Below are 23,927 nucleotides of genomic sequence, written 5' to 3'. Positions count from 1 at the left end.
AGGGCTAGGGTGAGGGGAAACGTTCCTCACCCCAGCCCTCTCGGGTAAAAACATTGATGAAGGTTAACACTATGAAAGCATTACATTTTGGCGCAGGTAATATCGGTCGTGGTTTTATCGGTAAACTGCTGGCAGACGCGGGCATTACGCTGACATTCGCCGATGTGAATCAGGTCGTCCTGGATGCCCTGAATGCCCGTCATAGCTATCAGGTACACGTGGTGGGCGAAAACGAGCAGGTTGAGACGGTGTCTGGCGTCAATGCGGTAAGCAGCATCGGCGAAGACGTTATCGACCTGATCGCCAGCGTCGACCTGGTGACCACCGCCGTGGGCCCGGTCGTGCTGGAGCGCATCGCCCCTGCTGTCGCGAAAGGCCTGGCAAAACGTAAAGCGCAGGGCATCGAAACCCCACTGAACATCATCGCCTGTGAAAACATGGTGCGCGGCACCACGCAGCTGAAAGGCCACGTGCTCAACGCCGTAGCAGACGAAGATAAAGCCTGGGTTGAAGCGCACGTGGGTTTTGTGGATTCCGCCGTTGACCGCATCGTTCCGCCGTCAGAATCCGCCACCAACGACCCGCTGGAAGTCACCGTCGAAACCTTCAGCGAGTGGATCGTTGATAAAACCCAGTTTAAGGGCGCACTGCCGACCATTCCGGGCATGGAATTAACCGATAACCTGATGGCATTTGTCGAACGCAAACTCTTCACGCTGAACACCGGGCATGCTATAACCGCGTACCTCGGAAAATTGGCCGGTCATCAGACCATTCGTGACGCGATCCTCGATGAGAAGATCCGCGCGGTGGTAAAAGGGGCAATGGAAGAGAGCGGCGCGGTGCTGATCAAACGCTACGGTTTTGATGCTGAGAAACACGCAGCATACATCCAGAAAATCCTCGGTCGCTTTGAAAACCCGTATCTGAAAGATGACGTTGAGCGCGTAGGCCGCCAGCCGCTGCGTAAACTGAGCGCCGGCGACCGTCTGATTAAGCCGCTGCTCGGCACGCTGGAATACGGTCTGCCGCACGCCAACCTGGTGAAAGGGATTGCCGCCGCGATGCACTACCGCAGCGAGCAGGACCCGCAGGCGATTGAGCTGGCTCAGCTGATTGATGACAAAGGCGCGCAGGCTGCGCTGGCGCAGATTTCCGGTCTGGACGCCAACAGCGACGTGGTTGTGGAGGCGGTTAACGCATACAACGCAACCAAATGATGCAGAATGCGGCGCAGGTTAGCCTGCGCCCAGATAACAGATTGTCAGATATGCAGGCAATAATGGAACAAACCCAGGCCTTTGAAAATCGTGTGCTTGAGCGTCTGAATGCTGGCAAAACCGTACGAAGTTTCCTGATTGCCGCCGTCGAGCTGTTAACCGAGGCGGTGAATATCCTGGTGCTTCAGGTGTTTCGCAAAGACGACTACGCGGTAAAATATGCTGTAGAACCGTTACTGGACGGAGACGGACCGCTGGGCGATCTCTCCGTGCGTCTGAAGCTGATTTATGGTCTTGGCGTGCTGAACCGGCAAGAGTATGAAGATGCGGAGCTGTTAATGGCGCTGCGCGAAGAGCTCAATCATGACGGTAACGAGTACACCTTTACCGACGATGAGATACTGGGGCCCTTCGGCGAGCTGCACTGCGTCACCGCGCTGCCCCCTGCTCCCCATTTTGATAACAGCGATCCTGAGCTCTATGCGATGCAAAAGCTGCGTTATCAACAGGTTGTCCGTTCCACTATGGTTCTCTCCCTGACTGAGCTGATTTCACGAATCAGCTTAAAAAAAGCGTTTCAGAAGTAAGCCTGCTCACATTGGTGTATCCTTCCCTGTAAATTCCCCGTTTTCAGAGTTATTTGTCATGAAAGAAGTCGAAAAGAACGAAATTAAACGCCTGAGCGACCGCCTGGATCTGATCCGCCACCAGATGGCGGGTCTGTCGCTGGTCGAGTCCGCCGAGAAGTATGCCGAGCTGGAAAAAGAGGCCGCCACGCTGGAGACAGAGATCGAGCGCCTGCGCGAAGTCAAAGGTCAGAAGCTGAGCAAAGAAGCGCAGAAGCTGATGGACATGCCGCACCGCCGTGCGATCACCAAAAAAGAGCAGGCCGATATGGGCAAGCTGAAGAAAAGCGTCCGTGGTCTGGTGGTCGTGCACCCGATGACCGAACTTGGCCGCGAAATGGGCCTGAAAGAGATGACGGGCTTTTGTAAGACCGCGTTCTAAAACTCTTACAACCTCTGCCGCTGGCAGAGGTTGTATTAAGCCCATTAATGCATATCGTGAGTCAGACTAATATTTGACGCAGGTATACTGCAGAGAGTAAGGACTACTTACGGTAAATATACCGTCTCTTATGTTCTTGATATTCAGCGTGATAGTTTTATTGTCACTGGTATTTTCTAGCCACATTTGGTCAAACGTATCATCTGAGGTCGTATCAAGCGGGGCTGCGACGATCCTGGTAATTTTATAACTGAACGTATCTTTGTCGATCTTAACACCACTGGAAAGATATATTGTACGTTCGAGGTACGTATTTGCGTCAGGTGATTTCACATAACCATTGTAATGGATCATACCCTCTTTTCTTTCATTGTAGAGCTGCAAGTTTTCAACAGTAGAAAAGACTAAAGGGCCATTTTGTACATCAATAGTTGCTCTGCTAAATGCCTTGCATTTCAGAGGAGACACCGTTTCATTGCCTTTCAGGAAAAGCGTAAGAGAGATCAATACAATCGCTGCCAATATTCCCGCACTCAGCCATAGTCTCTTCATTGCGTTTTATCCCATCTATAGCGGTAGAAATTATCACATGAAATAACAACGTGGTCTTTCCCGGCATGGCACCACGACAAGACCTCTCTTGAATCAACGTTGTCAGACAGACTCGATTCACTGTTATAGATGACCACATCATTTTTTTTGCATTGAATTCCATTATCTTTCATGATGCTCATGATTTTTATTAACGCTTCTTTTTTCTCATCATCAGAAATGTCTTTTAGATAATAAATATCACATCCACTGTGTTGCTCATGAAGCACCGTCTCACCGTTATTGGCATCATTATAATAAAACAAACCAATGGCCACGCCGGTAAGCAAAGTAATAATAATACTACCAATAAAAAAAAGGCGCTGGAAATGGCCAGAAGACGTAACAATGGAGGGTGACGGTTCAGGAGAAACAGAATCCGTTTCCAGAATTTCAATGCTGATGGCCGCATTCAGCCTGAATCCCAGCTTCGGCAAAGTAATAATGAGTTCATGACAGCCGAGCAGAGAAAGGTTACGGCGAAGAATACTGACGTATTGATTTAAGTTATTTCCAGAAGCATGCAAACCATGCTTATCCCAGACAGTTTCCAGAAGATATTCACGCGTCAGCTCTCTTCCTTCGGACGACAAAAACGTCTCCAGCAATCGTGCGGCAGGTAAAGCCAGTCTGATCACGTCATCGCTGGAGGGCAAATGCAGGGTGCCGTCGTCGGTATTAAATACAACTAACCTGTCAATGAGATATTTCATTTTGCCCTGATCACCATGCCGTACCTGCAAGAAGTATACAGGTTAAATGTCGCGAGCTGAACTCTGTCATCCACTGCAATGAGATGTCAGGAGCGATTCAGAAGGCAAAATATAAAACTACAAAACATAAAGCGCCAGAATAAAAACCTATATATATAGTCATTTATGAATTAAATTGCTTACATACCGCAATTATTGTTTCCTGAGCCAGCGGCTAGAGCTGCAGCCGAAAGCTGAAGAATGTGCTTCTGAACTGGAACTTAATGGTGAATATTGCATTAACTGATTTTTTAACTGGCTTTTCCAGAGCGCTTGACCTGTTAACACCAGAAAGTGGAAACCGAGGGTTACGACGCGCTTTTATCGCGATGACTCTGCTACGTCAGCAAGGAGCCAGTGAGTCTGTACAACAAAGGGTCTATGTTGCAGCATTACTTTACGAATTAGGCTCAAAAAGAAGCTGGGCTTTATCCGATTGCCAAAAAACTTTTAGCCAGATTTCGATAATATCCGACAGTATGCCTCTTATATTTGAAAAAAATGAGCCGCATATTCATTGTCGTTTACTCGATCTGGTGGATAACTTTGATCTCCTCACCCTGAATGAACATCATCCAGGTCAGTATCCTGGATCTGCCATTGAAACCCTGTGCGATTCTATCGGCTCCCGCTATTCACTGGATGACATCCTCTCTCTGCGTGAACTCGAATACTGTCCTGACATCTGGGAAAAGCTCGCCTCACCCAACTTATTAAATGATGTTCGGGCAATGTCCCCCTTTTCATCCCGAACGTTGACTGAGGATGACCTGAACCAGCTCGCAAGTTTCATCGCCAGAATAGTGGATCTGCATTGTCGGCATAGCGTGCCCTACTCACCCCTGGTGGCTAAATATTGTGTAAAGCTCGCCCGAATGTACGGCTTCTCGCAGTCGGGAATTACGGAATTATGTCTGGCTGGCTTGCTTCATGGGATTGGAAGGCTTGCTCTTCCCGCCGGGCCTCTTACGAAGTCGTGCGCTTTGCCTGCTGACGCCATGGCATATTTGAAAGCGTACCCTATGACGACTCGCGAAATCCTTTCCTCGATTCCGGGTATGTTCAGAACTGGAATGATTGCAAGCAGCCCTCATGAACAGCCTGACGGCAAGGGATTGCCCGAGGGTTTATACGGCACACAGTTAGATCTCAGTGCCAGAATCATTTCTGTCGCCTGTGACTATGTCTCTCTGCGAGTTAACTGTAACGGCCGTTCACCCTGTTCAACGGCAGATGCACTCAGCCAGATGCAAATAAAAGCGGCAGCCGGTTCACTGGATCCTGACGTAGTTAACGCACTGAGAATGGTTATTAAATACGAAGAGATGAATGCTGATAAAAGCATCACGTTTGATGAATTACTGGAGGGAATAAATAATGTTAAGGATTATATTTGAAGTTTTTACAGTATTGATTTCGATCTGGTACATCATATGGATACTGCTTATAAGTAGCGGGAGATTCTAACGTCTGCTCATGACGCTTACCCGGCCAGCCATTAGCGGTAAAAAGCAACGAGTAATCCTTTAGTACGCGCGGCGTTCAGCCACTTCAACTGCATATGACCCACATTTCCTGGCAGGGCGAACGTCTGGTTATCTACAGACGAAACATGATAAGAAGCCGTATGGTGTGCATTCTGTTTAGTGCAGCTTGAGCTGATATTACCGTGTGACGTAGAGATGTGACATACCGCCTCGGTAATCATCCCCTGAAAAGAGACAGATGTTTGTGATGCTGCTGAACAGGTGGTAGCGAAAGCAAAAATCATCAGGGCCAGGAAATAACGCATCGTATTCATCTCTTTTAGAAAAATCTGGTTGGCTGCTCTGCCAACCTCTGATGCATATATATAACCATACATTGTCATCAAAGCGGTATCTTATGCTGCATGATTCAAACATATAGATATTTATATCACTTTTTAGATTCCACACGATTGAATCAAGCATTAAATGCTAATTTTCATCTCCTGAGAGATTGCTAAATAGCACTGCTTTTGGACATTTATTATCAAAATGAGCGCATCTGGTGACGTAAAGGGCTGCAAGAGAAGAAGTTGTCGTAACAACTTAGCCGTTGTAAGCCATCGGGAAGTGATTACTGGGGAACGACGCAGAGAGAATGGGCAAACTGTCTCAGATGAAAAGCCTCCAGGAGTATGAAAAGAATGCACTCATCCCTCAGACTGCTGCAAGAGTGCGAGTGGTGTGGGTTTTCTCAGCGGCGTTACACGTGCAAAAGGCGACAAATAACGGCGCTATTTATTGATAAAGATAATGGGCGTTTGGCGAGGGGTGTGCCATCCGGCAGGAAAGGCGATTGATTGACTGATAACCAGGTTTGCCACACACCGCAGGGATGAATTCATCCCGGTGGTATTGTGGCTTTCATCAGAAAAAACGTGCTAGTAGCCGTTGCAGGTAAAAATATAGCTGAGGGGCGTACCGATGAGATAAAGATTCTCAGACAGGTGATTGATATCAAGAGAAATCAGGGAACTGTCTCCTGTTAACTCCATCAACAATGGCTCAAATTCCCGATCGCTTAACGTATCGTTTACCGATTTATGAATATTGGTAATGTTAAAAAGCCACGAGTGTTTGTAGGCTTTTTTTCCATTATTCATGTAGATAATGCGATGCAGCTTTTTTCGCCCCTCATTCGTTGAAACATACCCTTCCAGCGTCAGATAAGCGGTATCGTGTCCCGATACCCTTAGATCCTGATTAACCACGATCTCTTCATTCTCAAGGAAATAGCGCGTTGGCCCATTGCATCGAAAATCTTCGTACTTATCATCACTTTTAGTTTCAAAGAACGAAAATACAACCCCCGTAAGAAAAAGGGCGCTCAGAAAGAGGATGGCATATTTTTTTCTATTCATGATGTCTTTTCCAGTCCGAATAAAAAAAGTCAGTACAATTTGCTAACGCTTTTCCGCTCACGTTATGGCAATAGGAAAAGAAAGTCCGGCCATAGTCATTTTCATCCGGAATGGGATCGACATTATCAAACAGAAGAGTATTTCCTGCATCACACTTAAGTTTCAGGTCATTAAGCATCTCATTAATTTGAATTTTCGCGCGAATTTTCTCATTCTCGCTAAATTTGTGTAAATAAAGCGCATTACAACCCGGCGCAACTTCAACCAGATCGCTGCTGACAATATCGTAGTGAGACGTAGACTGCTTAAGGGCGATGAAAACGGCTAAGGGGACGAGGATACATAGAAAAGCGATAACCAGAATCTTAAGATCTTTACCGTTCTGTTTACGCATCGGTCGGTTTACTGGGTCAATTGCCCGGTCGCCTGGACCACTACGCGTTTCAATCTTGATATCAGTGTTAAGACGAAAACCAATTTTTGGGATAGTGATAAACAAATTTTCACACCCATGATTGGCAAGCGTTCGTCGAAGCATGCTCATGTATTGGTTGAGATTGTTGTTGGACCCTCTTAGCCCATTTTTATCCCATACCTCCGTCAGCAAATAATCGCGGGTAACTAACTCACCTTCCGACAGGATAAGCAGTTCCAGCAACTGACTTGCAGGTATACTGAGCTTAATAAATTCATCATTATCACCGCATTCGATCGTATGGTCGGCGGGATTAAATAACATGTTGTCAGATATGTAATAAAGCACAGTCGCAATCACTGAAAAAAAGTGGAGTCGAACTTTATCAGATCCCCTAAGAGAGAAAACGATCGGTAGCTATATGAAATCTAAACAACAAGAAATACCCTCACTTCTTGACGCCATGAGGTAACATTTACCGATTGCATTTTACAATTTCTTAATGAGAGTAGATTTATTCATCCATTTATCTTTTATGAAATACGCAGAGCAGAATTTTTATAGAACGATAAGCAATAGCCCTCCGGTAAGAACTAATCCCGTGCCAAGCAACCTTAAACGAGACAATTTAAGATTGCCATTCAGAGCAACCCAGATCATATTCATACACAAGCAGGCACCCGCTATGGTGATGCAGATAAGCGCAAAGTCCAGGTAAGCGACATAGCTTGATAACGTATAATAAGACAACAACAAAGTGGCTACATAAATAGAAAAGGCCATTTTTCTGTTCAATCGCTGAGAGCCGGCGAGCAATGCCACCCCTAAAGAACGCGTCATAATGGTAACAATAAAATAACAGGTTAAATGTACGGTTTGCATCAATTAAAATCTTCTACTTTAGTTTTCATCAGGATGAAAAATCCAGCCAGTAGCATTATCCAGGCCAGACATGCTCCAGGAGACGGTTTTATATCGAAGAATACATAGTTAGCCACGACTGCCGTAAGCATTATTGCCCCGGTAATAATTGCGCAGCTAACAATGCTGTCTTCCCGATCGTCTCTTTTCTTCGACCATGAAATGACGTAACCACCGCTCATCTGTACAAATGCACTGCACCAAAAAAAGAAATCGCTGGAGGAATAAACGGCCCACGCCATCAGGCACGTTGCCACAACGCTGCTGAAGATGGTGATAAGCAAGCCATATTTACTACTACTTAACCACATGATAGCTCCCAGAATTATCATTTTCGTCGGGCTCAAATAACACCACTGGCCGCAGCTTACAGCAAGATAAAAAGGTCTTTCGAATATAATTAGATTTTTATCCTGTATTTAGAACATAAATTACAAGCTAGCTCTAATGTAATGATGAGATAGCAGAATCCAGAACCAGCACTAACACGTATGCCATCCAGGATGACATACGATTTAACTGATTGATTTTTGTTCTACCTGAGCGTAATGAGAACCGTTGCGTCAGCGGAAAACCTTCCGTAATGCGCGGTCTCTCCAGGGACGGTAATTAAACGCGCGCGATAGGAAAAGGACGGGGAAGCCTGGCTGAGCACGGTATTAAACACCACCGGCATATTGTGGTCATCTTCAATCTGAATGCCAATATTGCCAAGTTGAGTCGGTAGCGTATTGCTATCGATAAGATCGCCATGGTAGGTGAACTGTAGATCAACTTTTCCGTAATCATCGGGATTCAGGCAAATAACGGGGATTTTAAAGCCGACACTGGGTAAATTTTCTCCGTTCTTGTTTAGCGTGAACGACGGGAAAGTGACTTTGATTCGCTGAGTTGTCACCCCGCAAAGCGTGGTATTAACAATCAATGCGGGCGGGTTTATGCGCAACAGCGGATGTGTCTTACCGTAGATGCTCAGTGACGGTATCGCGTACCGTCCCCCATGCAGATTGCCAATTTTATAGAGACGAAGAGAGAGACTTTCTCCTGGGATCCAGTCTGACAGACTCGAAATACAGCGATTATTATCATTATCGCAAAGGCTGAAACCAATTCCCGGTACCGTTGTTTTAAAAATACTCCGTGAGGAGTCCCACATCCCGGCATCGGTGGCAATGGAAAGCTGTGTTTCATTTAGCGCCCTGGCAGCCTGGGCAGAGAGGGGGACTGTTTTTAACAGGGTTCCATCCTCTTGTCCCGCCATGTTTTGCAATGTTATTGCTGGCATATTTTGCATCAGGGTCGTGGCAGAGGTGGAGAATGAGACAACGAGCGCCAGCAAAGCGCCGTTTTTTATCGGCATTGTAATTCCCATATGTGCTTTTTCTTGTTAACTCCATTGAGATCAATAGTACAGACGGCATCAGTAGACGAGTCGCTGGCATGATAGGGCCAGCGATGTTGCAGAATATCCAGCGCGATTAATCCCCCGGCTGAAACAATCCCGACACGTTGATTATCAGCATCATAAATTTGCGAGCCAAACGGCTCAGGATCCCCCTTCGAACTGTAAATATGCGCATATTGAATCTGTACCCGCCTGGCTTTGGTATCGACTTCCACAATGGCACCCGCACGTGGAGCGGTTTGATAGATGTTACTGTCGATCTCGATCTGTTGGTTTATCCCCTCGGAAGAGAGTGATGTTTCGTTATAGCGATACGGTGAAACGTTATTCACAATCGCGTTGCCGAAATAATCCGTCGTGACGTCATTAACGTCAGTGATATGCAGCCCTGAAATACGATCGGTGTGGACTAAGATGTTACTCAAACCAAGGGGCTGGCCAAAGGTAATGCCATGATGATGAGCAACCACTGAGCCATTCAATCCGATGCTCAGCTCTTTGCTGTCTCCCCCCTGGCTCCAGCCCGCACTGAGGTTTCCTTTGCTGGCGCTCCAGTTCAGCGAGGAGTCATACTGCTGCTGCCCCGCCGTTGACGATACGCCAGAGTCGAAATTCAGGCTGTCGTCATCCAGTAAACTCCCCGAGAGCGAAAGGCGGCTATCTGTTGCTGGCCCATGCGACTGGCTATAGTTGACGTAATATTTGTCCTCTTTACCCAGCGGTATTGAGGCATTGAACGAGACACTGTTTTCAGAACTGTCGCCATAGCGATGAGTAATATTGGCAATAAATTGCATATCCCGGAGACTAAAGACCATGCTGCCGCCCATCTCCCTGCTCGTTTCACGCATAAATCCATACTGCTGCGTGTAGTTTAACGTCAGGCTTACAGCGCCTAACTGCTGGCTGAGCTGTAAGGCATATCGCGATTTATAATCACTTTTAGGCGAAGCCCTTACCGCATCTTCGAAGTCTGAATAATCTCGGGATAATTTATTTTCCGCGGTAAAATAGAGATAGCTGTCTGTCACGCCAATGCTATGCGTCAGGCCAGATTTAATGACATAACCTTGTTTTTTCTGAATAAATTCACTTTGGCTTTTATTTATAGTGGCGTAAACCCCACCCAGCCACCGGATATTTGCTCCCGTGCCAGCAGCAATATTCAGGTAGTGGTTGGCATACTGAAAACCGTTGATGAGGGTTATCGCGTTCGAAACACCGTACAGGCCATTAGCTTCAAGTAATTGTGGCGAAGAGGATAACGCTCGGTTACGTCCAAGGTAGACGCTGTAGCGAAAGACGTTTTCAGGTACCAGAACGTTAACGGTATTGTAAGGCTGGACGAAGTGTCGATTTTCACCGTTTGCCTCAATAACTGAAATATCCAGGTCACCCGCATTTGACGAGGCAGGAATATCTTTTAACGCGAAGGGACCTGGCGTGACCTTCCGCGTCGCGATAACCAGGTCGTTTTGCTTAATAATGATTGTTGCATTCGATTTTGCCACGCCCGAAATCACCGGAGCATAGGTTCGCTGAGCGTTCGAGAGCATATCCGTGCTTGTGGCGAGCTTCACACCACGAAGGTTTTGGGAGGGAAACAGATCGCCCGAGGTAAAGAAATCACCGGCAACGGCAGTACTTCGCAATGCATCCACATCATGACTGATATAACTTGTGCTGCTGACGTAGCGCATTCCAGAGTCGTCGGATTTTGTCATAAACCCGTTGTTTCTGAACTGAAATCCGGCCAGATTGATACCGTTAGTGAAATTTCCGTAGAGAGATTTAGCACGCGTCGTGCCACGCGTATCGTCGTAATTAAGGTTATAGGTTGTAAACGCTGAATTGATACCATCCTGCCATTTTTCAGGAGGAGCGATATCATTTTCTGAGGTAATACTCAGAAATTTCTGTGGGATCGTAATAGAAAGCGTATTTTCACCCTGATCCAGTTGCATACTGGTTTCAGGAATATAATCCTCTAACGGTCTGGGATCGTCATAGCAGTGTTCAATTACCACGCCCCACTGCTTGAGGGTGTTGCAGGAAAAAACTGCACTGATTTTATCAGCACTGATTTTTTTATACGTAATCTGTTGCTCCGGTAGTTCTTTATCATTCAGATAGACGGTCAGGGAATATTCACCTGGTAACACGTCATTTCCTTTATCAAACTCAGCAGCATCCTTTATGCTTACACCGCCAACATCCTCGAAGAAAGAGAGGTCATATTTTTCTTCTGAGTGGGCGGTTGAAAAAACAAAGAAAACAAGAGAAAAAATAGCATTTTTCTTCATGTGATGCTGTTCAGCTTAAATATCAACTAGGTACAGAAGAGCAGCAAATAACCCTGCCGCTTACGTGGCAGGGTCCATCTGTTTATTTATAATATATTTCAAATACAGCATCGGTAGCGAGTTTACCACCAGTAACATCGCCCGATGCACGAACGTATTTCGTGCTAAGTTGAAGTGTATTATCCTTGTTCAGGAAGGCGTTAGTGAGGCCAGCTGTATCGCTATTTAACTCCTGGCCGATAGGTAACACAGTATTCCCATCACCGCTAAAGATCTGCAACCCCATTCCTTTCGCAGTACCGTGGGTATTTTTAAGAATATTATTCTCTTCTTGTCCCGTAATTTTCATATGCATTCTGTCGGATTGAAAGTTATCCGCACATGAAATATGGAGAGAAAAATCTTTCTTTTGCGTATTTAATGCTGGCTGTCCCTCTGTCAGGTTTGCAAAAGCTGCGGTACTCACCACAGGCAGCACCACCTTCATCGATTTACCTTTAAAAGAACACGTCGGTTCTTCAACTAACCCGTTAAAATGAACAGTGGTTGAAGCGTGCAGAGCTGTCGCATTGGCGTTGTCTGTCGACGTGCCTGCAAAAGCAGAACCGGCAACACCAGTGAGAGCAAACGCCATTGCCAAAGAAGTCAATTTTTTCATTATATATCCACTTTTTTATAAAGAACTCATCGAATTTGTGATGAAGTCATCTCTGTTACGTCACCAAAATCGCTGATAGCGTTCCAGGAGATAGAATTAACTTTTGCCATACCTTGTAGCTGCACAGCTTTTGTTGAAAAGGGAGAAATCATATCGACGTCAATCTTTGTATGGCCATCAATCATCGCGCGATCAATAGTGATAAAATAAGGAGTCGGATTATTTACCTCAATGTTTTTACCCTCACGCCGCCACGTTAATTTTTTCCATGCGTCGCCAGATTCAGGTTCAATACCTGCAGGGCGATAAAATACTTTTATCTTCGTTTGCATCGCCAATAACAGTTCAGAACTCGAAGAGTTGGCATCAACACGAGGGATCTCTTTCACATTGAGCCAGAAGAGTTGCTCACTTTTATTATTTTTTAATGTCGGGTCGACCAGGCTAAATCTTAACTCAACTTTATGATTAGCTTTTATTTGTGCGACAGGCGGCTCAACCAGAATATCTTGCTGTGGTTTACCTGCGTCATCTTCCACCCAGCTCTGCATTAAATAATCATTGTCCGTCGGATTATCGACTTTTATTGACACCTGGTTTTCGCTTGCCGGAAATATAACCCGTGTTCCACTCAGCACCAGCGCTGCTCTGGCGTTAAAAAACGGCAGAAGCACCGCTATAACCAGCAGTGTTCCGTTGCGTAAACGTTTCCAAGAAAACATATCGTTAACCTATCTAAATACCAGGATGATGCCGGGGTGCAGTTCGCTCTCATCACAAAACAGAGATTTCGCTTTTCAGCAGAATAGGACTTTCGGAAAGATGTTTCCTAAACGTTTTAGAAATAGTCTTAAAGGCGCCAGTTCCCGGTAAACTTTTGTCAGCATAAGTAAAACTCTTAAAGCCTGAATGTTAAAAAATCGCACCGCGAACATCTTTTTTTCTGACATTGGTCCTACCAATAGGCGGAAAAAATGCCCGTAATTCACAAAACCATCGTTTACATCACAAAACCATTGCTGAGATTCAACATTTAGTTAACCATTTATTGTCATTAACCCTACAATACAACATTGGCAGGACCACCTTTACACAGACTGTGACGCAGAGATGAGCGGAGACTCGCCCGCAGCGCAGGCTGTATGGTCCCCAGGAGACCTGCATGAGCCTCTGGCAACAAAACTACGACCCGGCCGGCAATATCTGGCTGTCGAGCCTGATCGCATCGCTTCCGATCCTGTTCTTCTTCTTTGCGCTGATTAAGCTCAAGCTGAAGGGCTACCTCGCCGCGACGTATACCGTTGCCATCGCCCTGATGGTGGCGCTGCTCTTCTATAAAATGCCGGTCGATCGCGCGCTGGCCTCCGTCGTCTACGGTTTCTTCTACGGCCTGTGGCCGATTGCGTGGATCATCATCGCAGCGGTATTTGTCTATAAAATCTCGGTGAAAACCGGGCAGTTCGACATCATTCGCTCGTCAATCCTCTCCATCACGCCGGACCAGCGCCTGCAGATGCTGATTGTCGGCTTCTCCTTCGGGGCGTTCCTGGAGGGGGCGGCAGGTTTTGGCGCACCGGTGGCGATCACCGCCGCGCTGCTGGTTGGCCTGGGCTTTAACCCGCTGTATGCCGCGGGACTGTGCCTGATTGTGAACACCGCGCCGGTGGCGTTTGGCGCAATGGGTATTCCGATTCTGGTCGCGGGCCAGGTGACCGGGCTGGACAGCTTTGAGATTGGTCAGATGGTTGGCCGGCAGCTGCCGTTCCTGACCATTATCGTCCTGTTCTGGATCATGGCGATTATGGACGGCTGGCGCGGCGTGAAGGAGACCTGGCCCGCGGTGATGGTGGCGGGCGGTTCGTTCGCTATTGCCCAGTACCTCAGCTCAAACTTCCTCGGCCCGGAGCTCCCGGACATCATCTCTTCGCTGGTCTCTCTGGTCTGCCTGACGCTGTTCCTGAAGCGCTGGCAGCCGGTACGTATTTTCCGCTTCGCCGATATGGGCGCCTCACAGGTCGATCAAACTCTGGCGCGTACAGGCTATACCGCAGGCCAGGTCATCCGCGCCTGGTCGCCGTTCCTGTTCCTGACCGCCACCGTGACGCTGTGGAGCATTCCGCCGTTTAAAGCCCTGTTCGCCCCGGGCGGCGCGCTGTACGACATGGTGATTAATATCTCTGTGCCGTTCCTCGACAAAATGGTCGCCCGTATGCCGCCGGTGGTGCACGCCGCCACGCCGTATGCCGCGGTCTATAAATTCGACTGGTTCTCTGCCACCGGTACCGCCATCCTGTTCGCCGCACTCCTTTCCGTGGTGTGGCTGCGCATGAAGCCTGCGGCCGCGGTGCAGACCTTTGCGGCGACCATTAAAGAGCTGCTGCTGCCGATTTACTCCATCGGCATGGTGCTGGCGTTCGCGTTTATCTCGAACTACTCCGGCCTGTCATCGACGCTGGCACTGGCGCTGGCCCACACCAGCCACGCCTTCACCTTCTTCTCGCCGTTCCTCGGCTGGCTGGGGGTGTTCCTGACCGGGTCAGATACCTCGTCTAACGCCCTGTTTGCCGCGCTGCAGGCAACAGCAGCCCAGCAGATTGGCGTGTCGGACGTCCTGCTGGTGGCCGCAAATACCACCGGCGGCGTGACCGGGAAAATGATCTCTCCACAATCCATCGCCATTGCCTGTGCGGCGGTGGGATTGGTCGGTAAAGAGTCGGATCTGTTCCGCTTTACCGTGAAACACAGCCTGATATTCACCTGCATGGTGGGGGTGATCACCACCCTGCAGGCCTATGTCTTAACCTGGATGATCCCATGATAGTGATGCCCAGACGCCTGTCCGACGAGATTGCCTCTCGCGTGCGGGCGCTGATTGAAGAACAACAGCTGGAAGCGGGCATGAAGTTGCCCGCCGAACGCCAGCTCGCCGCCCAGCTTGGCGTATCACGCAACTCACTGCGTGAAGCGCTGGCCACGCTGGTCAGCGAAGGGGTACTGGTGAGCCGTCGCGGCGGCGGCACCTTTGTGCGCTGGCAGCATGACGACTGGTCCGAACAAAACATCGTTCAGCCGCTGAAAACGCTGATGGAGAACGATCCGGACTACAGCTTCGACATCCTTGAAGCGCGTCACGCCATCGAAACCAGTACCGCCTGGCACGCGGCCATGCGGGCAACCGAGGCCGACAAAGAGAAACTCATCGCCTGCTTTGAGGCCACGCAAAGCAGCGACCCGGATATCGCCTCCCAGGCGGACGTGCGCTTTCACCTGGCGATTGCCGAGGCGTCGCATAACGTGGTCCTGCTCCAGACCATGCGCGGGTTCTTCGACCTGCTGCAATCCTCCGTAAAGCAGAGCCGCCAGCGGATGTATCTGGTTCCGCCGGTGTTTGCCCAGCTCACAGAACAACACGAGGCGGTGCTCAACGCCATTCTGGCCGGTGATGCCGAGGCCGCGCGCAAAGCGATGATGGCGCATCTGGGCTTTGTGCACACCACGATTAAACGATTCGATGAAGACCAGGCCCGACAGGCGCGTATTACCCGTCTGCCTGGCGACAGTGATATTTCCAGGGAGAACAAAGCATGATCATTTCAGCAGCCAGTGACTATCGCGCCGCGGCGCAGCGCATTTTGCCGCCGTTCCTGTTCCACTATATCGACGGCGGGGCGTATGCCGAATACACCCTGCGCCGCAATGTGGAAGACCTGTCAGAGGTGGCCCTGCGCCAGCGCGTGCTGAAGAATATGTCTGACCTGAGCCTTGAGACAAAACTGTTTAACGAGACGCTCTCCATGCCCGTGGCCCTTGCGCCCGTGGGCCTGTGCGGCATGTACGCCCGCCGGGGCGAAGTCCAGGCGGCCGCGGCGGCGGATGCCAAAGGCATTCCGTTTACCCTCTCAACCGTATCCGTCTGCCCGATCGAAGAGGTCGCCCCGACCATCAAGCGCCCAATGTGGTTCCAGCTGTACGTCCTGCGCGATCGCGGCTTTATGCGTAACGCGCTGGAGCGCGCCAAAGCGGCGGGCTGCTCCACGCTGGTCTTTACCGTCGATATGCCAACCCCCGGCGCGCGCTATCGCGATGCCCACTCCGGCATGAGCGGCCCGAATGCTGCGATCCGTCGTTACTGGCAGGCAGTGACTCACCCGCAGTGGGCCTGGAATGTCGGCCTGAACGGTCGCCCTCACGATCTCGGGAATATCTCGGCTTACCTGGGAAAACCGACCGGGCTTGAAGATTACATCGGCTGGCTGGCGAACAACTTCGATCCGTCCATCTCCTGGAAAGACCTGGAGTGGATCCGCGAATTCTGGGACGGCCCGATGGTGATCAAAGGGATCCTCGATCCGGAAGATGCCCGCGACGCGGTACGCTTTGGGGCAGACGGGATTGTGGTTTCTAACCACGGCGGACGCCAGCTTGACGGGGTGCTCTCTTCCGCACGCGCCCTGCCGGCGATAGCCGATGCGGTGAAAGGCGATATCGCGATCCTGGCCGACAGCGGCATCCGCAACGGGCTGGACGTGGTGCGCATGATTGCGCTCGGTGCTGACACCGTGCTGCTGGGGCGTGCGTATTTGTATGCTCTGGCCACCAGCGGCCAGGCCGGCGTGGCGAACCTGCTTAACCTGATCGAGAAAGAGATGAAGGTCGCGATGACGCTGACCGGCGCGAAAACAATCGGTGAAATCAGCAAAGACTCTCTGGTGCAGGAATTACGCCAGCTACCGGCAGCGCTGGCTCCGCTTGCTCAGGGTAACGCGGCCTGAATCTTTCCCCTTAACACCTCTTTTTCACGCGCCCGATTCCCCCTCGGGCGCTTTTTTTACGTCAAAAATAACATCCAGATAACATATTGGATAAGAAAATTTGACATCCACCTGCCGTCCGCAATTGTATAGACAAGCAAATACAAGAACACAAAAACAACATCACATCAGAGGGGAGCGTATGACGTATTCAGGTAAGGTGGATATTCAGCAGGTGATCGATGAAAGTCGCTTTTCAGGATTTCACTGGCTTCTTATTGTGCTGGGCTTTCTGGTTCTGGCAATCGATGGTTTCGATACCGCGGCGATGGGCTACATTGCGCCTACGCTGTCGGCAGAATGGGGGATCCATAAACAGGATCTGGGCCCGGTACTAAGCGCGGCGCTGCTGGGGCTGTCGCTGGGCGCGCTGATCGCAGGTCCGGTATCAGACCGGGTGGGACGCAAGCGCGTGCTGGTCTTCTCCTGCCTGTTCTTCGGCCTCGCGAGCCTGGGGACGGCCTGGGCGCAAAGTCTGAATACCCTGACGCTATGGCGCTTCCTGACCGGCCTGGGGCTGGGTGCCGCCATGCCGAACGCCATTACGCTTATCTCCGAGTTTGCCCCCCAGCGCTGCCGCGCCATGGCGATTAATACCATGTACTGCGGCTTCCCCCTGGGTGCCGCAGGCGGCGGCGCGATCTCTTCATGGCTTATCCCCCACCACGGCTGGCGAAGCGTGCTGTTGACCGGCGCAATTGCTCCGCTGATTTTAACCCTGCTGCTGGCGCTGCTTTTACCGGAGTCGGTGAAGTTTCTGGTGCAGCGCGGGAAAGACGTTATGCAGATCCGCCGTATCGCCAGCCGGTTCTCCCGCAGCACGCTGGAGAGCGTCTCGGGCTTTTTCCTGGCGGAGGAGAAAACCGCGTCTAAAAAGGGGAGCGTGTCGCAGCTGTTTTCCATGCCCTGGCTGCCCGGCACCCTGATGCTGTGGGTGACCTATTTTATGGGGCTGGTTATTTACTACGTTCTGCTGAGCTGGATGCCGACGCTGATGCAGGGGATGGGCTATGCCCTGGCGGAATCCGCATGGCTGACTTCGCTGTTCACCTTCGGCGGTACCGCAGGCATTCTGCTCGCAGGCTGGATGATGGACCGCTGGGAAGCGCACAAGGTGGTCGCGGGCGGGTTTGTCCTGACGATGGGGCTGATCCTGCTGCTCGGCATGGAGCATAACCATATCGCCCTGTTTGGCGGGCTGATCTTCCTGATGGGGATCGCGATGAACGGCGCGCAATCGGGCATGCAAACCCTGGCCGCCACCTTTTACCCTACCGAGTGCCGTGCGACGGGCATCGCCTGGATGCAGGGGATCGGCCGCTTTGGCGGCGTGGCGGGAACCATGACCAGCGCCCAGCTTCTTTCCATGCAGTGGCAGGCAGACAGTATTTTAATGATTCTCAGCGTACCCGCCCTGGTGGCCGCTGCGGCAACCGTCTACAAAATGCTGTACAGCCGCTCGCAGGAACCCGGCGTCGCGTAGTCCCTCTCTTTTCTGCTATTCTGCCCCCGCAATTAAGGGGGCAGCATGCTTAACATCGTTTTATTCGAACCAGAAATTCCGCCGAATACCGGCAATATCATCCGCCTGTGCGCGAACACCGGTTTTCGCCTGCATATCATTGAGCCGATGGGCTTTACGTGGGACGACAAGCGCCTGCGCCGCGCGGGTCTGGATTATCACGAATTTACCGCCGTGGTTCGCCATCATGATTACGCCGCGTTTCTGGAAACCGAAAAGCCGCAGCGCATGTTCGCCCTGACCACCAAAGGTACGCCAGCGCACAGCGCCGTGAGCTATCAGGAAGGTGACTATCTGATGTTTGGCCCAGAGACGCGCGGCCTGCCCGCCACTATTCTCGATGCCCTGCCCGCTGAGCAGAAAATCCGCATTCCGATGATGCCGGACAGCCGCAGCATGAACCTGTCGAACGCGGTGTCGGTGGTGGTGTATGAAGCCTGGCGCCAGCTGGGGTATCCGGGCGCCATATTAAGGTAGGCCCGGTAAGCGCAGCGCCACCGGGCAAAATCTCAGATGCCGTCACCATACTCAAAGGTATGGTGGATGCCGTTGAAGTGCTGATCCATGTCCATGGACGGCTTATCGCTGTCAGGTTTGCCGACGATGCGCGCCGGCACGCCAGCGGCAGTGGTGTGCGGCGGCACAGGCTGGAGCACAACCGAACCCGCGCCAATCTTCGCCCCACGCCCGACTTCGATATTGCCGAGGATTTTGGCACCCGCGCCTATCATCACCCCTTCACGAATTTTCGGATGGCGATCGCCGCTGGTTTTACCGGTACCACCCAGGGTCACCGACTGCAAAATGGAGACGTCATCTTCAATGACCGCCGTTTCACCGACAACAATTCCGGTGGCGTGGTCGAGCATGATCCCGCGGCCAATTTTCGCGGCCGGGTGAATATCGACCTGGAAGGTCACGGAGACCTGGTTTTGCAGGAAAATAGCCAGCGCGCGGCGGCCTTCATTCCATAACCAGTGGCCGATGCGGTAAGCCTGTAGGGCGTGGAAGCCTTTCAGGTACAGCAACGGCGTAGAATATTTATCGACTGCCGGGTCACGCGTGCGCACGGCCTGAATATCACAGGCGGCAGAGGCGATCATTTCCGGGTCTGCGGCGTAGGCCTCTTCGACCACTTCGCGAATGGCGATAGCCGGCATGATCGAGGAAGCCAGCTTGTTGGCAAGCATGTAGCTGAGCGCGCTGCCCAGGTTTTCATGCTTGAGTAACGTTGCGTGGTAGAAACTGGCCAGCATAGGCTCGCAGTCCGCCAGGGCCCGGGCTTCGGCTTTAATATTATTCCAGACGATATCCAGTTCTTCACACGGCATTGCTAACTCCAGACGATAGTATAATGACCAGCCAGTTCTGCGCTGGCTGGGTCATTCAGGTGATAACGGTTCCGACTAGTTACTGCTGCGCTCGTCCTTGCGCGCACGACCTAATAAGGTCAATGCTGCCTCGCGCGCATTTTTTCCGCAATACAATACCTGATAAATTTCCTCGGTTATTGGCATTTCGACACCAAACCGGTGCGCCAACTCGCGAACTTCTTTGGTATTGCGGTAGCCTTCAACCACCTGACCAATCTTCTCCTGCGCGCCTTTTACATCGCTGCCCTGTCCGAGCATCATGCCAAAACGGCGGTTACGAGACTGGTTGTCGGTACAGGTCAGCACCAGATCGCCCAGGCCCGCCATCCCCATAAAGGTGGCCGGATCGGCGCCCAGCGCTTCGCCAAGGCGGGACATCTCGGTCAGCCCTCGGGTGATCAGCGCCGTACGCGCGTTGGCACCGAAGCCAATGCCGTCGGACATCCCGGCACCAATCGCAATCACGTTCTTCACCGCACCGCCCAGCTGTACGCCGATAAAATCGGGGTTGCTGTAGACGCGGAAGCTCTTGCCGCAGTGCAGCAGCTGTTGCAGATCGTCGGAGAAGGTCTGATCGGTTGATGCCAGCGAAATCGCCGTTGGCAGGCCAGCGGCCAGCTCTTTGGCAAAGGTCGGGCCGGAGATGACCGCCAGCGGGATCTCATCACCCAGCGCTTCGCGGGCAACGTCCTGCAGCAGGCGTCCAGTTTCGGCTTCCAGCCCTTTTGTCGCCCAGACAATGCGCGCATCCGGGCGCATCAGCGGCTTAATCTGACGCAGCACTTCGCCAAATACATGGCTCGGGACCACAATCAGAATGTTGCGGCTGGCCGCCAGCGCGGTCGCAAGGTCGCTTTCAAGGTGCAGGGAGTCGGGGAACGGAACGTCCGGGAGAAACGCGACGTTGCAACGGTCGCGCTGCAGCGTGGCGATATGTTTTGGATCGTGGCCCCAGAGAACCACTTCGTGACCATTTCTTGCCAGCGTGATGGCAAGAGCGGTGCCGTATGAGCCGGCACCGATCACAGTCATTGACGCATTAACAGTGCTCATCAGGCATCCTGATGTTGTTCAGCACCTTCGCCAGCCTGCTGCTGCAGATAGTTCATGAACAGCGCATCAAAGTTAACTGGCGCAAGGTTCAGTTGCGGGAATGTACCGCGAGAAACCAGGCTGGTGATGCATTCACGCGCGTACGGGAACAGAATGTTCGGGCAGTACGCACCCAGGCAATGCGCCATCTGGTTGCCTTCGATACCGCCGATAGAGAAGATGCCGCCCTGCTGTACTTCACACAGGAAAGCAGTTTCTTCGCCCAGAGACGCGGTAACGGTCACACGCAGTACGACTTCATACACGTCATCTGCCAGCTGGGTAGATGCGGTATCCAGATCAAGTTTAACCTCTGGCTGCCAGTCTTTCTGGAAAACATGCGGCGCATTTGGTGCTTCATAAGAAACATCTTTGGTGTAGATGCGCTGGATCTGGAAAGTCATTTCGGTATTGTTTTGTTCTGACATGGAAAAACCCTTTTTAATTGTCCTAAAGTCTCTTAGCTCAGCAGCGGATCGAGTCCACCACGGGCGTCGAGCGCATACAAGTCATCACAGCCGCCAATGTGCTGCGCATCAATAAAAATCTGCGGAACCGTCGTACGACCGCTACGTTTGATCATCTCTTCGCGTTTGATCGCGTCACCGTCGATCGGCAGTTCCTGGAACGTGACGCCTTTGCTGTTCAGCAGCGCTTTCGCGCGATGGCAGAACGGGCACGTCGCTTTGGTATAGATCTCAATATTGGCCATGACTGAACTCCTTATTTACCGCGAACCAAAGGAAGATTCTCCCCGCTCCAGCCGGAAATACCTTCTTTCAGCACCGTTACGTTTTCGAAGCCCGCTTTATGAAGCGCGCTGGCAGATTCCTGTGCCTGCATGCCGGTCGCATCAACAACGATAATCGGCTGGGCTTTATGTTTCTCAAGCTCACCGACGTTGTTCGCTTTGATTTCAGCTGGCAACAGGTTGATTGCACCCGCAATGTGACCTTTACGGAAATCGTCACGCTGACGCAGATCGACAACGACGGCATCTTCTTTGTTAATCAGACGCGTCGCTTCACCACGGGTGATAACCTTAATCTTAGACGTCAGGCTCTTAAATGTGGTGAACAGCACAGCAGCCAGCAGGCCAATCCACGCGATGCTCAGTACCGGATGGCGGCTAACGAATTGCATAATTTCTTGCATGGAGGGTAACTACTCCCGACTAAGTGATAAAAAAAACCAGGACAGGAGTATACCTGTGCGTTCTGGCAAATACAGCCAGCGACCATAACCTAATCCATTTTCTGCGGCATGCCACCTAAAAAAATGCCTCAAAATGGTCTGGTCACCCCCTTGCCCCTGCGCTTTCTTTGATCTTCTGTGGCTATTTGATCGATTCAGCTGTAGTAAAATTACGCAAATTTTGACTCTTGAGCATGAGGTTGTCGCAATGTCGGTTTCTAAAAAACCTATGGTACTGGTGATTCTGGATGGCTATGGCTACCGTGAAGACAGCCAGGATAACGCTATTTTCAACGCCAAAACCCCGGTCATGGATGCGCTGTGGGCAAAACGTCCGCATACGCTGATTGACGCGTCTGGCCTGGAAGTGGGCCTGCCGGACCGCCAGATGGGCAACTCCGAAGTGGGTCACGTTAACCTGGGCGCCGGGCGTATCGTGTATCAGGATCTGACGCGTCTGGACGTTGAAATTAAAGAACGTACCTTCTTCTCCAACCCAACGCTGTCTGGCGCGGTTGATAAAGCCGTTGCCGCTGGTAAGGCCGTACACATCATGGGCCTGCTCTCTGCAGGCGGCGTTCACAGCCACGAAGATCACATCATGGCGATGGTTGAGCTGGCCGCTGAGCGCGGTGCGGAAAAAATCTATCTGCACGCCTTCCTGGACGGTCGCGATACGCCACCGCGCAGCGCAAAAGGCTCCCTGAAAGCCTTCGAAGACAAATTCGCCGCGCTGGGCAAAGGCCGCGTTGCATCCATCATTGGCCGTTATTACGCCATGGACCGCGACAACCGCTGGGATCGCGTAGAACAGGCCTATGACCTGATGACCCTGGCAAAAGGTGAATTCCAGTTCGCGACCGCCGTGGAAGCGCTGGAAGCCGCTTACGCGCGTGATGAAAACGACGAATTCGTGAAAGCGTCCGTGATTCGCGCTGAAGGCCAGCCGGATGCCGCGATGGAAGATGGCGACGCGCTGATCTTCATGAACTTCCGCGCTGACCGCGCGCGTGAAATCACCCGTGCGTTCGTCAACAGCGACTTCGACGGTTTCGCCCGCAAGAAAGTGGTGAAACTGGACTTCATCCAGCTGACCGAATACGCCGCCGATATCAAAGCCCCATGCGCTTACCCGCCGGCCTCGCTGGCAAACACCTTTGGTGAGTGGATGGCGAAGAACGATAAGACACAGCTGCGCATCTCTGAAACCGAGAAATATGCGCACGTGACCTTCTTCTTTAACGGCGGCGTTGAAGAGCCGTTCAAAGGCGAAGACCGCATTCTGATTAATTCGCCGAAAGTGGCCACTTACGATCTGCAGCCAGAAATGAGCTCTGCCGAGCTGACTGAAAAACTGGTTGCGGCCATCGAAAGCGGCAAATACGACACCATCATCTGCAACTACCCGAATGGCGACATGGTCGGTCATACCGGGGTGATGGAAGCGGCGGTGAAAGCGGTTGAAGCGCTGGACAACTGCGTTGAGCAGGTTGCGAAAGCGGTGGAATCCGTTGGCGGCCAGCTGCTGATCACCGCTGACCACGGCAACGCTGAACAGATGCGCGACCCGGCGACCGGCCAGGCGCACACGGCCCATACCAACCTGCCGGTTCCGCTGATTTATGTTGGTGATAAATCACTGAAAGCAGTGGAAGGCGGCAAGCTTTCTGACATCGCGCCAACCATGTTGTCGCTGATGGGTATGCCGATCCCTGAAGAGATGACTGGTAAGCCGCTGTTCATCGTGGAATAATCGCTCCCCATGAGGGGAAAGG

General features: G+C 51.3%; 25 protein-coding genes. 10 read left to right on the top strand and 15 right to left on the bottom strand.

Annotated elements, in window-relative coordinates; genetic code table 11:
- Nucleotides 1-56: 56 nt before the first annotated feature.
- Genes mtlD through ABR39_RS15090 form a run of 3 tightly spaced genes read left to right on the top strand, consistent with a single transcriptional unit; the run spans nt 57 to nt 2,228 of the window.
- On the top strand, nt 57-1,220 hold the full coding sequence (gene mtlD, locus ABR39_RS15100) for a mannitol-1-phosphate 5-dehydrogenase (RefSeq protein WP_047347597.1): 1,164 nt from the start codon (nt 57-59) through the stop codon (nt 1,218-1,220).
- The gene (mtlR, locus tag ABR39_RS15095; RefSeq protein WP_047347596.1) at nt 1,217-1,807 is read left to right on the top strand and encodes a mannitol operon repressor MtlR; all 591 of its coding nucleotides are present in this window, start codon (nt 1,217-1,219) and stop codon (nt 1,805-1,807) included. The genes mtlD and mtlR overlap by 4 nt, the downstream gene beginning before the upstream one ends.
- Before the next feature lie 58 nt (nt 1,808-1,865).
- On the top strand, nt 1,866-2,228 hold the full coding sequence (locus ABR39_RS15090; RefSeq protein WP_029742228.1) for a YibL family ribosome-associated protein: 363 nt from the start codon (nt 1,866-1,868) through the stop codon (nt 2,226-2,228).
- A gap of 66 nt (nt 2,229-2,294) precedes the next feature.
- Here ABR39_RS15090 and ABR39_RS15085 read toward each other — a convergent pair whose 3' ends face one another.
- Entirely contained in the window at nt 2,295-2,780 is a 486-nt protein-coding gene (locus ABR39_RS15085; protein WP_047347595.1) for a FidL-like protein, read from the bottom strand.
- On the bottom strand, nt 2,777-3,532 hold the full coding sequence (locus tag ABR39_RS15080) for a winged helix-turn-helix domain-containing protein (protein ID WP_047347594.1): 756 nt from the start codon (nt 3,530-3,532) through the stop codon (nt 2,777-2,779). Before ABR39_RS15080 ends, ABR39_RS15085 begins: the two co-directional genes overlap by 4 nt.
- Nucleotides 3,533-3,795: 263 nt before the next feature.
- Here ABR39_RS15080 and ABR39_RS15075 point away from each other — a divergent pair, with 263 nt between their 5' ends.
- Nucleotides 3,796-4,968 (top strand): HD-GYP domain-containing protein, encoded by a 1,173-nt coding sequence (locus ABR39_RS15075; protein WP_052952199.1) that lies wholly within the window; start codon nt 3,796-3,798, stop codon nt 4,966-4,968.
- A gap of 101 nt (nt 4,969-5,069) precedes the next feature.
- On the opposite strand, the gene ABR39_RS25890 is transcribed toward ABR39_RS15075, so the two are convergent.
- The 8 genes from ABR39_RS25890 to ABR39_RS15040 form a co-directional block, all read right to left on the bottom strand.
- Nucleotides 5,070-5,441, bottom strand: a complete 372-nt coding sequence (locus ABR39_RS25890; RefSeq protein ID WP_131701709.1) for a hypothetical protein — start codon at nt 5,439-5,441, stop codon at nt 5,070-5,072.
- Nucleotides 5,442-5,978: 537 nt separating this feature from the next.
- Nucleotides 5,979-6,458 carry a FidL-like protein gene (locus ABR39_RS15070; RefSeq protein ID WP_047347593.1) on the bottom strand — a complete coding sequence of 160 codons (480 nt, stop codon included), beginning with the start codon at nt 6,456-6,458 and terminating at the stop codon, nt 5,979-5,981.
- Entirely contained in the window at nt 6,451-7,197 is a 747-nt protein-coding gene (locus ABR39_RS24345) for a winged helix-turn-helix domain-containing protein (RefSeq protein ID WP_052952198.1), read from the bottom strand. The genes ABR39_RS15070 and ABR39_RS24345 overlap by 8 nt, the downstream gene beginning before the upstream one ends.
- A gap of 557 nt (nt 7,198-7,754) precedes the next feature.
- Nucleotides 7,755-8,105 carry a hypothetical protein gene (locus ABR39_RS15060; RefSeq protein WP_047347592.1) on the bottom strand — a complete coding sequence of 117 codons (351 nt, stop codon included), beginning with the start codon at nt 8,103-8,105 and terminating at the stop codon, nt 7,755-7,757.
- 224 nt (nt 8,106-8,329) lie between these two features.
- Nucleotides 8,330-9,166, bottom strand: a complete 837-nt coding sequence (locus ABR39_RS15055; protein ID WP_082132652.1) for a fimbrial protein — start codon at nt 9,164-9,166, stop codon at nt 8,330-8,332.
- A complete protein-coding gene (locus tag ABR39_RS15050) occupies nt 9,145-11,502 on the bottom strand; it encodes a fimbria/pilus outer membrane usher protein (protein WP_047347590.1) in 2,358 nt (785 codons plus the stop codon). Before ABR39_RS15050 ends, ABR39_RS15055 begins: the two co-directional genes overlap by 22 nt.
- An 82-nt stretch (nt 11,503-11,584) precedes the next feature.
- On the bottom strand, nt 11,585-12,160 hold the full coding sequence (locus ABR39_RS15045) for a fimbrial protein (RefSeq protein ID WP_047347589.1): 576 nt from the start codon (nt 12,158-12,160) through the stop codon (nt 11,585-11,587).
- A 26-nt stretch (nt 12,161-12,186) separates the two neighbouring features.
- Nucleotides 12,187-12,882, bottom strand: a complete 696-nt coding sequence (locus ABR39_RS15040) for a fimbrial biogenesis chaperone (protein WP_047347588.1) — start codon at nt 12,880-12,882, stop codon at nt 12,187-12,189.
- A gap of 440 nt (nt 12,883-13,322) precedes the next feature.
- Here ABR39_RS15040 and lldP point away from each other — a divergent pair, with 440 nt between their 5' ends.
- From lldP to trmL, 5 genes are all read left to right on the top strand, one after another.
- A complete protein-coding gene (gene lldP, locus ABR39_RS15035) occupies nt 13,323-14,978 on the top strand; it encodes an L-lactate permease (protein ID WP_047347587.1) in 1,656 nt (551 codons plus the stop codon).
- Nucleotides 14,975-15,748 (top strand): transcriptional regulator LldR, encoded by a 774-nt coding sequence (lldR, locus tag ABR39_RS15030; RefSeq protein ID WP_032654503.1) that lies wholly within the window; start codon nt 14,975-14,977, stop codon nt 15,746-15,748. The genes lldP and lldR overlap by 4 nt, the downstream gene beginning before the upstream one ends.
- Nucleotides 15,745-16,932: an FMN-dependent L-lactate dehydrogenase LldD gene (gene lldD / locus ABR39_RS15025; RefSeq protein ID WP_047347586.1), complete on the top strand. Its 1,188-nt coding sequence runs from the start codon at nt 15,745-15,747 to the stop codon at nt 16,930-16,932. The genes lldR and lldD overlap by 4 nt, the downstream gene beginning before the upstream one ends.
- Nucleotides 16,933-17,113: 181 nt before the next feature.
- Nucleotides 17,114-18,454, top strand: coding sequence for an MFS transporter (locus ABR39_RS15020; protein WP_047347585.1), 1,341 nt, complete (start codon nt 17,114-17,116; stop codon nt 18,452-18,454).
- Nucleotides 18,455-18,499: 45 nt separating this feature from the next.
- Nucleotides 18,500-18,970, top strand: a complete 471-nt coding sequence (trmL, locus tag ABR39_RS15015) for a tRNA (uridine(34)/cytosine(34)/5-carboxymethylaminomethyluridine(34)-2'-O)-methyltransferase TrmL (RefSeq protein WP_047347584.1) — start codon at nt 18,500-18,502, stop codon at nt 18,968-18,970.
- Nucleotides 18,971-19,002: 32 nt separating this feature from the next.
- Here trmL and cysE read toward each other — a convergent pair whose 3' ends face one another.
- From cysE to ABR39_RS14990, 5 genes are all read right to left on the bottom strand, one after another.
- Nucleotides 19,003-19,824 carry a serine O-acetyltransferase gene (gene cysE, locus ABR39_RS15010; RefSeq protein WP_008502718.1) on the bottom strand — a complete coding sequence of 274 codons (822 nt, stop codon included), beginning with the start codon at nt 19,822-19,824 and terminating at the stop codon, nt 19,003-19,005.
- A gap of 75 nt (nt 19,825-19,899) precedes the next feature.
- On the bottom strand, nt 19,900-20,919 hold the full coding sequence (gene gpsA, locus ABR39_RS15005; RefSeq protein WP_047347583.1) for an NAD(P)H-dependent glycerol-3-phosphate dehydrogenase: 1,020 nt from the start codon (nt 20,917-20,919) through the stop codon (nt 19,900-19,902).
- Nucleotides 20,919-21,386 (bottom strand): protein-export chaperone SecB, encoded by a 468-nt coding sequence (gene secB, locus ABR39_RS15000; RefSeq protein ID WP_047347582.1) that lies wholly within the window; start codon nt 21,384-21,386, stop codon nt 20,919-20,921. Before secB ends, gpsA begins: the two co-directional genes overlap by 1 nt.
- 32 nt (nt 21,387-21,418) lie before the next feature.
- A complete protein-coding gene (gene grxC, locus ABR39_RS14995; RefSeq protein WP_023309914.1) occupies nt 21,419-21,670 on the bottom strand; it encodes a glutaredoxin 3 in 252 nt (83 codons plus the stop codon).
- 11 nt (nt 21,671-21,681) lie between these two features.
- Nucleotides 21,682-22,113 carry a rhodanese-like domain-containing protein gene (locus ABR39_RS14990; protein WP_023309913.1) on the bottom strand — a complete coding sequence of 144 codons (432 nt, stop codon included), beginning with the start codon at nt 22,111-22,113 and terminating at the stop codon, nt 21,682-21,684.
- A 247-nt stretch (nt 22,114-22,360) separates the two neighbouring features.
- Here ABR39_RS14990 and gpmM point away from each other — a divergent pair, with 247 nt between their 5' ends.
- Entirely contained in the window at nt 22,361-23,905 is a 1,545-nt protein-coding gene (gpmM, locus tag ABR39_RS14985; RefSeq protein ID WP_047347581.1) for a 2,3-bisphosphoglycerate-independent phosphoglycerate mutase, read from the top strand.
- The last annotated feature ends 22 nt before the right edge of the window (nt 23,906-23,927 follow it).

This window comes from Enterobacter genomosp. O (assembly GCF_001022965.1).
Lineage (GTDB): Bacteria > Pseudomonadota > Gammaproteobacteria > Enterobacterales > Enterobacteriaceae > Enterobacter > Enterobacter cloacae_L.
This window is presented reverse-complemented; position numbering and strand designations above follow the sequence as displayed.